Below are 14,123 nucleotides of genomic sequence, written 5' to 3'. Positions count from 1 at the left end.
CCCGTCCGATAGCTGCAAAAAGTTGTCGGACGGGTTATTTTTATATCGGATTCCGGCTGAAAAGTAGTTGGATGTAGTATGTCAGGCTGATTGATTTTGTGAGAAATCATTTAGTTTGCAAAAAGTTTGGAATTCGGAAAGTAATTTGTGCTGAAATGGGGTAGAATAAAAACCGTATTTTTCAGACGGCCTTGTTTGTGCCGGAAGAAAAGCCGCTGTACACCCCTTTTTATTTATACATTAAAGAAAAGAGCAACGCCATGATGGACGATAAACTCAATTTCTCCTATCTGTTTGGCTCGAATGCCCCTTATATCGAGGAGCTGTACGAGAGCTTCTTGGAAAACCCTAATTCCGTAGATGAGAACTGGAAGCAGTATTTTGCCGATTTGGCCAAGCAGCCGGGTGCCGTCAATGTTGATGTCGCACACGCGCCGATTCGCGAATCGTTTGCCAACTTGGCAAAAAGCCGGGCAACGGCCGCCATCGCCGGCGGACTTGACGAAACGATGATGAAGAAACAGGTCGGCGTATTGCGCCTGATTTCTGCTTACCGTATCCAGGGTGTGGACGCGGCGCAGCTCGATCCGTTGAAACGTATCCCGCCGCAAAATGTCGATGCCCTGAATCCCAAGTTTCACGGTTTGTCTGATGCCGATATGGCGGTGCAGTTCAATATCGGTTACGGCGATTTTTCCGGCGGCGGCAAGATGGCGCTGTCCGACATCGTCAATAATCTGAAGCAGACTTATTGCGGTCATTTGGCATTGGAATACATGCATATTCCGAATACCGAAGAGCGTCTTTGGATTCGCAACTATTTTGAGAGCGTGCTTTCTACGCCGCGTTTCGATGCGGAGCAAAAACGCAGAATTCTGAAAGAACTGACCGCTTCCGAAACTTTGGAACGCTATCTGCATACCAAATACGTCGGCCAAAAACGTTTTGGTATCGAGGGCGGCGAAAGCGTGATTGCCGGTCTGAACTACTTGATTCAACACGCCGGTAAAGACGGTGTGGAAGAAGTCATTATCGGTATGGCGCACCGGGGCCGTCTGAATGTATTGGTGAACACGCTGGGTAAGAAGCCGGGCGATTTGTTTGCCGAATTCGAAGGTCGTGCCGAAATCAAGCTGCCGAGCGGCGATGTGAAGTACCACATGGGTTTCAGCTCTGATATTGCTACCCCCAACGGTCCGATGCACGTTTCGCTGGCATTCAACCCGTCGCATTTGGAAATCGTGAATCCGGTGGTAGAAGGTTCTGCCCGCGCCAAGCAAAAACGCTTGGGTGAAAACGGCCGCGAGAAAGTATTGCCGGTATTGATTCACGGCGACTCTGCCTTTATCGGTTTGGGTGTCAACCAAGCCACATTCAACCTTTCCAAAACACGCGGTTACACCACCGGCGGTACGGTTCATATCGTGGTCAACAACCAAATCGGTTTCACCACTTCCGATGTTCGAGATACCCGCTCGACCGTACACTGTACCGACATCGCCAAAATGGTGGCGGCTCCGGTGATTCATGTCAACGGCGACGACCCTGAACGCGTATGCTTTGCTATCCAGGCAGCATTAGACTACCGCAAAACATTCGGCAAAGACATCGTGATTGACGTTGTGTGCTTCCGTAAATGGGGTCACAACGAGGGCGACGATCCGACCCTGACCCAGCCGATGATGTACAAAAAAGTCAGCAAGCACCCGGGCGTGCGCGCCATGTATGTCGAGCAGTTGGTGAAAGAAGGCGTGGTAACGGCGCAAGAGGCTGACGGTTTGGTGCAGGCTTACCGTGATGCCTTGGATAAAGGCGAGCACGTCGAGCAGACCACATTGAGCAACTTCCAACGCACCAGTATCGATTGGAGCAAGTACCAAGGCCAAGACTGGCGCGAAGATGTGGAAACCGGCATTCCGGCTGCCGACATTCAGCGTTTGGCAGAGAAATTTACCGCCGTACCGGAAGGCTTTGCGCTGCACCCGACCGCCAAACGCGTGATTGAAGCGCGTAAAGGCATGGCCAAAGGCGAGCAGCCCATCGACTGGGGTATGGCGGAAACCATCGCTTATGCCAACCTGCTGACCAAAGGTGCGGGCGTGCGTATTTCCGGCGAAGACTCCGGCCGCGGCACATTCTCGCACCGCCACGCCGTATTGCACGATCAAAACCGCGAACGTTGGGACGACGGTTCATACGTTCCCCTGATGAATATGGGCGAGGGTACGGCCGATTTCCTGGTGATTGATTCGATTTTGAACGAAGAAGCGGTTATGGCCTACGAATACGGCTTTGCCTGCTCCGCACCGGACAAACTGACTATTTGGGAAGCGCAGTTCGGCGACTTTGCCAACGGCGCGCAAGTGGTGATTGACCAATTCTTATCGTCAGGCGAAACCAAATGGGGTCGTTTGTGCGGTTTGACCACCATCCTGCCGCACGGTTACGACGGCCAAGGCCCCGAGCACTCTTCAGGCCGTGTAGAACGTTGGCTGCAGCTGTGCGCCGAAAACAATATGCAAATCATCATGCCGTCTGAAGCGTCGCAAATGTTCCACCTGCTGCAACGCCAGGTATTGAGCTCTTACCGCAAGCCGCTGGTGATTTTCATGTCCAAACGCCTGTTGCGTTTCAAAGATGCGATGAGCCCGCTGGAAAACTTCACCGAAGGCTCGCGCTTCCGCGCGGTAATCGGCGATACCGCCGAACGCGCAGACAACAGCAGCGTGAAACGCGTGATTCTGTGTTCCGGTCAGGTTTACTACGATTTGGCAGCAGGCCGCGCCGAGCGCAAGCTGGAAAACGATGTGGCGATTGTCCGCGTCGAGCAGCTTTATCCGTTCCCGGATGCCGAAGTGAAAGCGGAATTGGCGAAATATCCGAATGCGAAATCCGTGGTTTGGGCGCAAGAAGAGCCGCAAAACCAAGGTGCGTTCTACCAAATCCGCCACCGCATCGAAGGCGTCATCGGCGAAGATCAAAAACTGACCTACGCCGGCCGTCCGAGCAGCGCTTCGCCTGCAGTGGGCTACATGAGCAAACACGTTGCCCAGCTGAAACAATTGGTTGAAGACGCATTGTCCGTCTAATCTTGAGGAGAGGCAGCCCGCATGAGGGCGGGCTGCCGCCAAACACATCACAGGCCGTCTGAAACGGCCATACGGAGACATAAAAATGATTATCGAAGTAAAAGTACCTATGCTGTCTGAAAGCGTATCCGAAGGCACGCTGTTGGAATGGAAAAAACAAGTCGGCGAAGCGGTCGGCCGCGACGAGATTCTGATCGATATCGAAACCGATAAAGTCGTATTGGAAGTGCCTGCACCGCAAGCGGGCGTATTGGTGGAAATCGTGGCGCAAAACGGCGAAACCGTAGCCGCCGATCAGATTTTGGCGCGTATCGACACGGCCGCTACCGCCGCTGCGCCTGCACCTGCCGCAGAAGCCGCTCCGGCTGCCGAAGCTGCGCCCGCTGCCGCCGGTCAAGCTGCCGCCATGCCCGCCGCCGCGAAACTGGCTGCGGAAACCGGTGTGGATGTCAACAGCCTGCAAGGTTCCGGCCGAGACGGCCGCGTGCTGAAAGAAGACGTGCAAAACGCGGCTTCCCAAGCTGCCGCCCCTGCCGCTGCGGCTAAAGCGGCTGCACCTGTACCGGCCGGCGCGCGCCCTGAGCAACGCGTACCGATGAGCCGCCTGCGTGCCCGCGTGGCCGAGCGCCTGCTGGCTTCGCAACAGGAAAACGCCATTTTGACGACATTCAATGAAGTCAATATGAAGCCTGTGATGGACTTGCGTGCCAAATATAAAGACAAGTTTGAAAAAGAACACGGCGTGAAGTTGGGCTTTATGTCTTTCTTCGTCAAAGCCGCTGTTGCCGCGCTGAAAAAATATCCGGTGGTCAATGCCTCTGTTGACGGTAACGACATCGTTTACCACGGCTACTTCGACATCGGTATCGCCGTAGGCAGCCCGCGCGGCTTGGTTGTGCCGATTCTGCGCGATGCCGACCAAATGAGCATTGCCGATATTGAAAAAGCCATCGTGGATTACGCTGTAAAAGCCAAAGACGGCAAAATCGCGCTGGAAGACTTGACCGGCGGTACATTCAGCATTACCAACGGCGGTACGTTCGGCTCGATGATGTCCACCCCGATTATCAACCCGCCGCAATCTGCGATTTTGGGTATGCACGCCACTAAAGAGCGCGCCGTGGTTGAAAACGGCCAAGTTGTGGTACGTCCGATGATGTATCTGGCCTTGTCTTACGACCACCGTATCATCGACGGCCGTGAAGCCGTGTTGACTTTGGTAGCGATTAAAGACGCGTTGGAAGATCCGGCACGCTTGCTGCTTGATTTGTAATTGATTTTTCAGACGGCCTTGGTGCGGATGCATGCCTAAGGCCGTCTGAATATTTCAGATAGGCAGATATAGTCGAAGATAAGAAGAATGAGACAAGGCGCAGCAACGCCGTATCATTCTGTGTTCTACGACTATATATTGCTCAGTGCCATAAAATAAGGACTTTTCAGATGCTGATACGCAGATTAATGTGTCCGGTTTGAAGTGTGCTTTATTTTGTGTCATTGCTTTCCGTTTTCTCAAGTTTATGGCTGCCCGCAAGGCGCTTTGGGAGAAGTAAAATGAAAACAATCGTAACGATGGCTGCTGCAGCCGTGTTGTTGTCGGCATGTGCGGCAACGGGTATGGAAAAAGCGGATTTTTCAGACAGCAAGGCCATCAGCTATGCCGATGCTGCCCGTGTGGATCGTGCTGCGGAAAGAGCCGTAGCGCGTCCGGCTGCCGGGCAGGCCGTGTTTTATTTCGATCACGAAGGGAAGCTGCAGGATAAGGCAGTATCGGGCGGCTTTTCGCGCAAAGTGCTGGGGCAGACCCAAGACGGTTTGAGCGTGGTACAGGATTTTTATGCCGACGGACGCAAGCAGACCAATGCGTTTGTATTGGCAAAAGACGAAAAGGCCGATAATTTTATCGATACCCGCGCGCAATACGGCGTCGCCAATTCTTACCTGCCGAGCGGGGAGTTGGCGGGCAGCCGGCTGTTTCGCGACGGACGGGCGGTACAAAGCAATGTTTACCGCAACGGCAAGCTGTTCATCACGACTTTCGGCGGCAAAAATCCCGATAAGGTCACGGTGTGGTACGGCAACGGCGGTAAAAATCTGGAAATGACCGCAGCCGATACGGCTCAGCCGGCTATCCGCCTGTATTATGAAAACGGGCAGCTTGCGGCCGAACGCGGCATCGACAGCCAAACCGGTGAAACCTACCATAGCCTCTGGACTGAAGACGGGCAGGAGTTGAACCAGTCCGCCCCGATTGAGCAGCGGCTGCAACCGCTGCTGATGTGGTTGAAAGTCATCAAAGAAATCGAGAAAACCGAGTATCTTCATCAAGGTCTGCTGACGCTGCCCGTGCGGGAAGAGGCGTTGCCGGTTGAAACTAAAGAGTAATTTTTCAGACGGCTGACAGGCCGTCTGAAAACAAAGCCATCCGGCGGTCGGGCAGCTTGCCGCGCACCGCTATCAAACAAGTCAGAAAGGAAAGAGATATGTCTCAATATGATGTAGTCGTTATCGGCGCCGGCCCCGGCGGATATGTGGCCGCCATCCGCGCCGCGCAACTGGGTTTCAAAACCGCCTGTATCGATGCGGGCGTGAATAAAGCGGGCGACGCCCCCGCGCTGGGCGGTACCTGCCTGAACGTGGGCTGTATCCCTTCCAAAGCGCTGCTGCAGTCTTCCGAGCATTTCCACGCCGCGCAACACGATTTTGCCGAGCACGGCATTACCGTGGGCGATTTGAAATTTGATGCGGCCAAAATGATTGAGCGAAAAGACGCCATCGTGACCAAGCTGACCGGCGGCGTGAAATTCCTGTTCCAAAAAAACAAAGTGGACAGCCTGCACGGCGTGGGTTCGTTTAAAGGCAAAAACGGCGATGCCTACCAAATCGAAGTGGACAACAAAGGCGAAAAAAGCGTGGTGGAAGCCAAGCACGTTATCGTTGCCACCGGCTCCGTACCGCGCCCGCTGCCGCAAGTTGCCATCGATAATGTCAACGTATTGGACAACGAAGGCGCGCTGAACCTGACCGAAGTACCGAAAAAACTGGGTGTCATCGGCTCGGGCGTTATCGGTTTGGAAATGGGTTCGGTATGGAACCGCGTTGGTTCGGAAGTGTCCATTCTGGAAGCCGCGCCGACATTCCTGGCCGCTGCCGACCAGCAAATCGCCAAAGAAGCCTTCAAATACTTCACCAAAGAGCAGGGCTTGGCCATTGAGCTGGGCGTGAAAATCGGCGACATCAAAGACACCGGCAACGGCGTCAGCGTACAGTTTGAAACCGCCAAAGGCGAAGCCAAAACCGAAACCTTCGACAAACTGATTGTCGCCATCGGCCGTATTCCGAACACCAACGGTCTGAACACCGAAGCGGTCGGCTTGGAAAAAGATGAGCGCGGCTTTGTGAAAGTGGACGGTGACTGCCGCACCAACCTGCCCAACGTATGGGCCATCGGTGACGTGGTGCGCGGCCCGATGCTGGCGCACAAAGCCAGCGACGAAGGCGTGGCCGTGGCCGAGCGCATTGCCGGTCAGAAACCGCACATCGATTTCAACAGCGTACCGTTTGTGATTTACACCGATCCGGAAATCGCATGGGTCGGCAAAACCGAAGAGCAGCTCAAAGCCGAAGGTGTGGAATACAAAAAAGGCACATCCGGTTTCGGCGCAAACGGCCGCGCCTTGGCGATGGGTAAAGCCAAAGGCACCATCAAAGTGTTGGCCGACGCCAAAACCGACCGTATTTTGGGCGTACACATGATCGGGCCGGTTGTGAGCGAATTGGTGTCCGAAGGCGTGACCGGTATCGAGTTCTCCGCCAGCAGCGAAGACATCGCCCGCATTATCCACGCGCACCCGACATTGTCGGAAGTACTGCACGAAGCGGCTTTGGCTGCGGACAAACGTGCGCTGCACGGTTGACTGCAAACCGCTAATAGCGTGAAATAAGGCAAGGCCGTCTGAAAATCCGTATGGGTTTTCAGACGGCCTTTTATCATGATCGGCTGATTAATATTTCAACACTTCGCCTTCTTTCGGCACTGCAACCCGTTTGCCCAATCCGTTGGCTTTCACGTAACCGCGCATATCTTTGCTGCTGACGGTAGCATGGTTGACCGCATCCATATGCACGGTAACGATGGCGGCATTCGGTGCGGTTTTTGCCATTTTGCCCACGTCTTCCGTACCCATGATGATGCCGCCGTCCATGTTTTGCAAACGTGCTTTGCCGGTGTTCATCACGATAATTTCGGGGCGGTATTGCTGCAAGGCGTAATCGACGTGGTGGTTCCACAGCGTATCGCCGACGATGTACAGCGTTTTTTCGTCCGGCGCTTGGAACACCACGCCCATCGCATCGCCTAACAATTCCGCCAGTTGCGGTACGCCGTACATTTGATCCGTACCGTGCTGGCCGCCGGTTTTGCTCAGGCGCACGTTTTTGAACTCAGTATTGCGGCCGACAACGCGCACGTCTTTAAAACCTTGGCTGCGGATGATTTTGGCATCATCGGCATTTTGTACGAATACCGGCAAATCTTTCGGCAGCAGTTTTTGTGCCGCTTCGTCCCAATGGTCGGGATGGGTGTGGGTAACAATCACGGCTTCCACGCCGTTGATGACTTCGGCGGGCGGTTGTTTCATTTGAATCAGCGGATTGCGCAGCCGGCTGTTAACCGTGCCCTCAAAGCCCGCGTATGCGCCTTTTGGGGCAAGATACGGGTCAACCAGAAAAGTTGTACCGCCGTAGTTGATTTTGGCGGTGGCATTGCGGATGTGCTGATAGCCCACTTCGGCCATTGCGGGCGCAGCGGCGAGCAGGGCGGCGGTAAAGAGGACAGATTTATTCAATTTCATGTTTTTTCCTTGCATGGCGTGAATCAATGAAACGCATTTTATGCAGAGCAAGGCCGTCTGAAAATTGACTTTCAGTTCAAAAAGCGTAAGAATCGGGTCATTGTTTCAGACGGACTGAATTTTAAAAAACATCATGCTGAAAACCGCCTTGCTGCTGTATCCCGACATCAATCCCTTTCATTTTTCCGTACCGTATATGGCGTTTCAAGAAGCGGCGGAAGACGGCCTGTTTGACGTGAAAATCATCACGCCTACCGGCAAGCCGCTGAAAAACAATATGATCCAACCGAAAATCGACGGCGGTTTGGCGTTGCTGCACGAATGCGACATCATCGTGATTCCCGGCTGGGCTGATGCCGATACCCGCCCCGATGCGGCAACGGTGCACGCACTGCAAACGGCCTCGCAGCGCGGCGCGTATCTGGTCGGCCTTTGCTACGGCACATACGCGCTGGCCTATGCAGGCGTGCTCGACGGCAAAAAGGCCGCCACGCATTGGCTGGGCGGAGACGATTTCAGCCGCCGTTTTCCCGCCGTCTCGCTCGACATTAACTCGATTTATGTGGAAGACGGCAACATCATCACTTCGGCGGGTACGGCGGCGGCGCTGGACTGCTGCCTTTACATCATCTGTAAATTCTACGGCGTGAAAGCCGCTAATAAAGCCGCGCGGGTTTTGGTTGTACCGCCGCAGCGCGAGGGCGGACAGGCGCAGTTTATCGAACAGCCGCTGGTGCAATCGACGAAAGACCGGCAAATCAATACCTTGTTAAACGGTTTGCGCGATACGCTGCACCTGCCGCACAGCATAGACAGCGCTGCCGCGCAAACCGCCATGAGCCGCAGCACGTTTACCCGCCATTTTAAAAAAGCCACGGGAGCGACGTTTCTCGACTGGCTGCATAAAGAACGCCTGCAACGCAGCTTAGACTTGTTGGAAAACACTTCGCTGACCATCGACCAAATCGCCGAACGCTGCGGTTTTCAGAATACCGTTTCCTTCCGCACGCAGTTTTACCGTTATTATCAGGTGCAACCGAATGTATGGCGCAAGCACTTCGGCGGAGTGTAAAAGGGCGATAGGCCGTCTGAAAATGTGCATATGGCTAGATAATTTAATAATTAATGAGGTGGCTGAGCACAGTCAAAGCCGCAAGCAGGGCTTCGACTGCGCTCAGCCATCTGTATGCAAAATAATGGTTTCTGGCGATAGCGTTTTTCAGACGGCCTTTTTATCAAGATGGAACGGTGGTCAGGCGTTTTCCGTGTTGTCTGAAGGGAAACCATACTGAGACACTTAGGCTGCCTATCTTAGGGCAGGATTATGCAGCTAATGGCGGCTATAAGGATTTTGTTCTTAGGTGTTTGATTATATTGTGGTTTTGTTATTTGCTACATATTAAACCAAACTGAAATAAAAAAAGCCGTCTGAAAATCCAGATTTTCAGACGGCTTTTTTTCACTTCATCAGATTTACTTGGCGGCGTTAAACGCATCCGTAACCTGTTTGGTCGCATTCAGCAGCTCTTGTGCGCCGCCGGCGGCCAGATAGGTTTCCGGTACGAGATAGACGATTTGGCCTTTTTTCGCAGCGGTAGTGTCGGCTACCAGCGGGTTATCCAACACGTCTTTGGCTGCCGTGCCTTCTTCGCCGATGGCGGCGGAGCGGTCTAATACAAACAGCCAATCCGGATTTTTCTCTTTGATGTATTCAAAGGTCACAGGTTGGCCGTGGCTGCCTTCTTTGATTTCCGTATCCGCTGCGGGGATGCCGATGTCGGTGTGCAGCCAGCCGCCCAGGCGGGAGAGCGGGCCGTAGGCGGACATTTTGCCGCCGTTCACCAAAATCACCAAGCCGTTGCCTTTACCTGCTGCGGCTTGTTTGGCGGCTTCGAATGAGGTGTCGATTTCGGCATTCAGTTTTTCGGCTTCCGCCTCTTTACCGAATACTTTGCCGAACGCGGTGATGCGTTCTTTGGCGCTGTCTTTCAGATTTTTGGTGTCGGCGGTCATTTCGATGGTCGGCGCGATGGCGTTGAGCTGGTCAAACGCTTTGGCGGCGCGGCTGCCGATGATAATCAGCTGCGGCTTGTAGGCATGGAGCGCTTCGTAGTTCGGCTCGAACAGCGTGCCGGCTTTGACGGCGTCTTTGATGGCGTCTTGGGTGTAAGTCAGGCGGGACTGATCGACGGATGCGCCGATGGGTACGCCCAGCTTGCTCAGGGTGTCAATCATGCCCAAATCGTACACGGCGATGCGCTCGGGTTTGAGCGGTACGGTTGCTTCGCCGCGCGTGGTGGCGATGGTGACGGTTTCGCCGGCGATTTCATGCTGGTGCGCGGCGGCTGATGCGGCGGGCGCGTTTTCGGCCGGTTTGCCGGCGGCATTTTCAGACGGCTTGCAGGCAGCCAGGGAGAGGGCGGCGCACAGGGCGAGCGTCAGACGGGTGTATTTCATTCGTTCATCCTTTTGACATGGGAATTATTATCTTTTGCATTTTGGCACAAGATGGGGAAGGTGGCAAGTGCGGCGGGTTCGGACTGGCTTGTCCGAATGCTTTTAAGGTGTCGGTAAACGATGCGCCCAGTAATGCGCCGTGGTTTAAATCGGGATAGCGGCGGTAACGGGCGGATACGGCTTCCAATGCGTCCAATTCTTCTGCCAGCTTGCACGGGTTGGCATTGGCGGCTGCTGCGGCCTGCTGCCGCTTGGCGGTTTTTTGCCGCGCAGCTTCGGTAAGGGCTGTTTTTGCAGACGGGCTGCCGCTTTGGTCGATGCGGATATGCCGGCCCTGTAGGGCTTGAGGCTGTCTGAACCATGTTTCAAACCGTCTGAGGAAAGAGCCGTGTTGAAACCATAAGGCGGGGTCGGCGGCGATATACCGGTCAAAGGCTTGCGGCTCGCGCATTAGTGTATATAAAACAAACAGGCCGCCGTAGGAATGTCCCCATAAGGCTTGTTGTTGCGTGTTTAAAGGTGCAAGCCGTGCGACTTGCGGACGGATTTCCTGTTGCAGCAGCGTGAGAAACGCTTCCGCGCCGCCGTTGCGCCGTTCGGGATGCAGCAGGTCGGGTACGGGACTGCCGTCGGGCAGGGGCGGGGTGTAGTCGTAGGAGCGGGCGGCAGGGTTCAGACGCAGATCGGTGTCGTAGCCGATGAGTACCAAAACCGGCGGACGGTTCAGACTGCGGAGCAGGTCTCTGCTTAAAAGGCCGGTCAGGGCATTGCCGTCGAGTGCATACAGAACCGGATAGCCCGCTGCGGGCGGCGGGCTTTCGGGGATGCCGACAAACACGCGGTAATGGCGTTTGCCGTCGGCAGAAATGAACGGCAGGGTGCGGAAACGGTAGCCGTTGTCCGGTGCATACAGCGGAGCGGTATCGGTTTTCAGGCTCAAATCAGGTGCGGCAGCGGCAGGCAGGGCAAGCAGGAGGGCGCACAGCAGCAATACAATCGGTTTCGGTATGTGGCTGATTATTTTATGGTTATTCATGGTTTTCAGACGGTCTTCCGTAATGTGCTGATTTAAAACAGCCTGAGGTTCGGCTTAGGTTTCGCTTTTTCAGACGGCGGATTACAGGCTAAGCCCGGCCTGAAACCTTTGCAAAACCGCCGCCTGCGGCGCATTTGAAGCGTTGTGCGCTGCTCGCGCGCTTGCCTATCCATATGATATGTCTGCGCTTGCTGTGCTGCTGCGCCTTGAACTGCATCCGCATTCGGCAATTTTGCAAAGGTTTCAGCCTGCGTGTGGCGAATTTCACGATATGGGCGATGTATGGGAAACGGAATAAGGCAAGCCGGCGGTAAAAGGCCGTCTGAAAACGGATATTTTCAGACGGCCTTGCGGGTTTAGAACGATGCTTTCAGGCTGCCGTAGAATGCGCGGCCGTGTTGGTTGTAGGTGCGCGCGCCTTCGCCGCTGCGGTAGAGCTGTTTGTTGCCGATGTTGCTGATGCCGGTGCGGACGTGGATGCGTTTGTTCCAGTTGTAGCCGGCGTTGACGCCCCAGATGCCGTAGCTGCCGATTTCTTCATTGCTCAGGCCGTCTATGCTTTCGGTGCGGTTGATGGCGACTTGGCGGGGTTTGGTACGGCCGTAGTGGGTGAAGGTCAGGTTGGCGTCCCATTTTTCAGACGGCGTCCAAGCCAGCGTGCTGTTGATGGTGTGCTTGGGCGTGAGTGAAAGCGGGTTGCCTTGGTAATCTTCGGACTTGGCCATGTAGGTAAAGTTGTTGTGCCATTTCAGTTTGTCGTGCAGGGGGACGACCAGGTTGCCTTCTACGCCGGAAATGGTGGCTTTGGGCGAGTTGGTCCACGGCAGCAGGGGATTGCCGAGACTGCTGACGGCCAGCGGGGTGTCGCCGATGACGATTTTGTTTTTGTAGGCGTTGTGGAAGTAGGTGGCGGAAGCCTGCCAGCCGTTGCGTTTGAATTCTACGCCCAGTTCTTTGTTCCAGCTGGTTTCGGCTTTCAGGTTTTCGTTACCTGCGTAGTAGCAGCGTACGTTGGCGGCGGCATTGATGGGGCAGCCGTTGCCTCGGGTGTAGAGGATGAATTCGGGGTTGCTCTGGTACAGGTTGGGTGCTTTGTAGGCGCGTGCGATGCCGCCTTTTACCGTCCAGTTTTCGCCGATTTGCTGCGAGAAGTTCAGGCCGGGGCTCCAGTTGTGCCCGCTTTTGCTGTTGTGGTCGAAACGCAGGGTGGGAATCAGGCGGGTGCTGTCGGTCAGGCTGATGTTGTCTTCGAGATAAACGGCCCAGTTGCGTTGCGAGGCTTTGCTGCCGCGGGTGGCGGAAATGCCGCCGAATACGTCGGTTGTGCCGCGGTCGGTGAAGCCTTGGCGGTTGGAAGCGGCGTCGTCAAGACGGCTGTCGGTAAATTCCGTGCCGACGGTGAGGACGTGGGGAACGCCCCAGGTAAAGGGAATGTAGGCTTCGCTGCTGAGGCGCAGGTTTTTCAGGTCGCTGTCGGTATAGGTGTCGCCGGTGTAGCTGCCTTCGGGGCCGCCGGCCAGGGCTTCGGGCAGGCGGCTGTTGGTGGTGCGGTCGTAGCTGACGATGTTTTTGGTGTCGCCCCATTCCCATGTGCCGTCATGTGTTAAGGCGAATTCGGAGCGGTATAGGCGGGCGGTTTCGGCATTGCTGTCGGCCAGGCGGTTGATCAGGGCGGCGTTGCTCGGGTGCAATACGCTGTTTTGGGTGTCGCCGTTGTAGATGTTGCCTTGGCGGCTGAAGCTGCTGTCGAAGGTCAGGCTTTGCGCCGGGCTGATGCGCCAGTGCAGGCGGCCTGCGATGTCTTTGTTGCGCACGCCCTCTACGCCGGCGGAGGCGAGGCTGCCGTTGTTGGCGGCGGCGTTGATGTCGCGTGCGTCGGCGTCGGTTTTATTGTAGTTGCCGTAGATGCGGAAGGAGAGGGTGTCTTTGATAATCGGGCCGCTGAGGTTGAAGCCGACGCGGTTGGTCGCGCCTTCTTTGCTGTCTTGGGGCTGGTTGGTGTAGTAGTTGACCGAGCCTTTGAATTCGTTGCTGACTTTTTTGGTGACGATGTTGACGACGCCGCCGGCCGCGCCTGAGCCGTAACGGGCGGCGGCGGGGCCGCGCAATACGCTGATGGATTCGATTTCTTCAACGGGTACCCAGTTGGAGTCGCCGCGGGTGTTGCGTTCGCCGCGCATGCTGATGCGTTCGGCGTTGCGGGAGGTGACGGGGCGGCCGTCAATGAGAATCAGGGTGTTTTCCGGCCCCATGCCGCGGATGTCGATTTGGCGTTTGTTGCCGCGCTGGCCGGTGGCGGTGTTGCCGGTCAGGTTGATGCCGGGCATGGTGCGCACAATGTCGGCAATGTCGTTGACCGCGCCGCTGCGTTCGATGTCTTGTGCGGTGATTTTGGATACGCCGAGGGACTGTTGGAGCTGGCGTTCGGCGGTAACGTGTACGGTTTCCAGCTCGACATTATCGGCTGCGCCGTCGGCGGCGTGGGCAAACGCGCTGCCGAGCAGCAGGGGCAATACGGCAAGGCGGAAGGTAGGGCGGTGCATATCGGGTCTCCGGTTTGATGTATGTTTGCTTAATATTTTACAAATAAGAACTATTACTATTATTTTATTGTGCAGGAATTTGCAATTTTTGTAAACCGTCTTAACATTAAAAAAGTTGGCGGGCGGGTGTGTGTAGGGAAATATA

Annotated in this window: 9 protein-coding genes; 5 read left to right on the top strand and 4 right to left on the bottom strand. The window is 55.3% G+C overall.

Features of this window, described 5'->3' with window-relative positions:
• Positions 1–260 precede the first annotated feature (260 nt).
• From BDE01S_RS00720 to lpdA, 4 genes are all read left to right on the top strand, one after another.
• Complete coding sequence (locus tag BDE01S_RS00720; RefSeq protein ID WP_066076034.1) at positions 261–3,089, top strand: 2-oxoglutarate dehydrogenase E1 component; 2,829 nt, start codon at positions 261–263, stop codon at positions 3,087–3,089.
• Positions 3,090–3,174: 85 nt separating this feature from the next.
• On the top strand, positions 3,175–4,362 hold the full coding sequence (odhB, locus tag BDE01S_RS00715) for a 2-oxoglutarate dehydrogenase complex dihydrolipoyllysine-residue succinyltransferase (RefSeq protein WP_066075880.1): 1,188 nt from the start codon (positions 3,175–3,177) through the stop codon (positions 4,360–4,362).
• A 281-nt stretch (positions 4,363–4,643) separates the two neighbouring features.
• Positions 4,644–5,474, top strand: a complete 831-nt coding sequence (locus BDE01S_RS00710) for a hypothetical protein (protein WP_147283866.1) — start codon at positions 4,644–4,646, stop codon at positions 5,472–5,474.
• Between the two features lie 98 nt (positions 5,475–5,572).
• Complete coding sequence (gene lpdA / locus BDE01S_RS00705) at positions 5,573–7,006, top strand: dihydrolipoyl dehydrogenase (protein ID WP_066075873.1); 1,434 nt, start codon at positions 5,573–5,575, stop codon at positions 7,004–7,006.
• Between the two features lie 87 nt (positions 7,007–7,093).
• On the opposite strand, the gene BDE01S_RS00700 is transcribed toward lpdA, so the two are convergent.
• Positions 7,094–7,942: an MBL fold metallo-hydrolase gene (locus tag BDE01S_RS00700; protein WP_066075869.1), complete on the bottom strand. Its 849-nt coding sequence runs from the start codon at positions 7,940–7,942 to the stop codon at positions 7,094–7,096.
• Positions 7,943–8,075: 133 nt separating this feature from the next.
• Between BDE01S_RS00700 and BDE01S_RS00695 the strand changes: the two genes are divergently transcribed.
• Positions 8,076–9,014, top strand: a complete 939-nt coding sequence (locus BDE01S_RS00695) for a GlxA family transcriptional regulator (protein ID WP_066075866.1) — start codon at positions 8,076–8,078, stop codon at positions 9,012–9,014.
• A gap of 401 nt (positions 9,015–9,415) precedes the next feature.
• Here the strand turns inward: BDE01S_RS00695 and BDE01S_RS00690 are convergent, their stop codons facing one another.
• The 3 genes from BDE01S_RS00690 to BDE01S_RS00680 form a co-directional block, all read right to left on the bottom strand.
• Entirely contained in the window at positions 9,416–10,399 is a 984-nt protein-coding gene (locus BDE01S_RS00690) for a siderophore ABC transporter substrate-binding protein (protein WP_066075863.1), read from the bottom strand.
• 4 nt (positions 10,400–10,403) lie between these two features.
• Entirely contained in the window at positions 10,404–11,435 is a 1,032-nt protein-coding gene (locus tag BDE01S_RS00685) for an alpha/beta hydrolase (RefSeq protein WP_082790376.1), read from the bottom strand.
• 356 nt (positions 11,436–11,791) lie between these two features.
• Positions 11,792–13,978 carry a FepA family TonB-dependent siderophore receptor gene (locus BDE01S_RS00680; protein WP_066075861.1) on the bottom strand — a complete coding sequence of 729 codons (2,187 nt, stop codon included), beginning with the start codon at positions 13,976–13,978 and terminating at the stop codon, positions 11,792–11,794.
• Between the last annotated feature and the right edge of the window lie 145 nt (positions 13,979–14,123).

It is taken from the genome of Bergeriella denitrificans NBRC 102155 (assembly GCF_001592185.1).
In the GTDB taxonomy this organism is placed as follows: domain Bacteria; phylum Pseudomonadota; class Gammaproteobacteria; order Burkholderiales; family Neisseriaceae; genus Neisseria; species Neisseria denitrificans.
The sequence above is the reverse complement of the archived record's forward strand: the minus strand, read 5'-3'. Positions and strand labels throughout refer to the sequence as shown.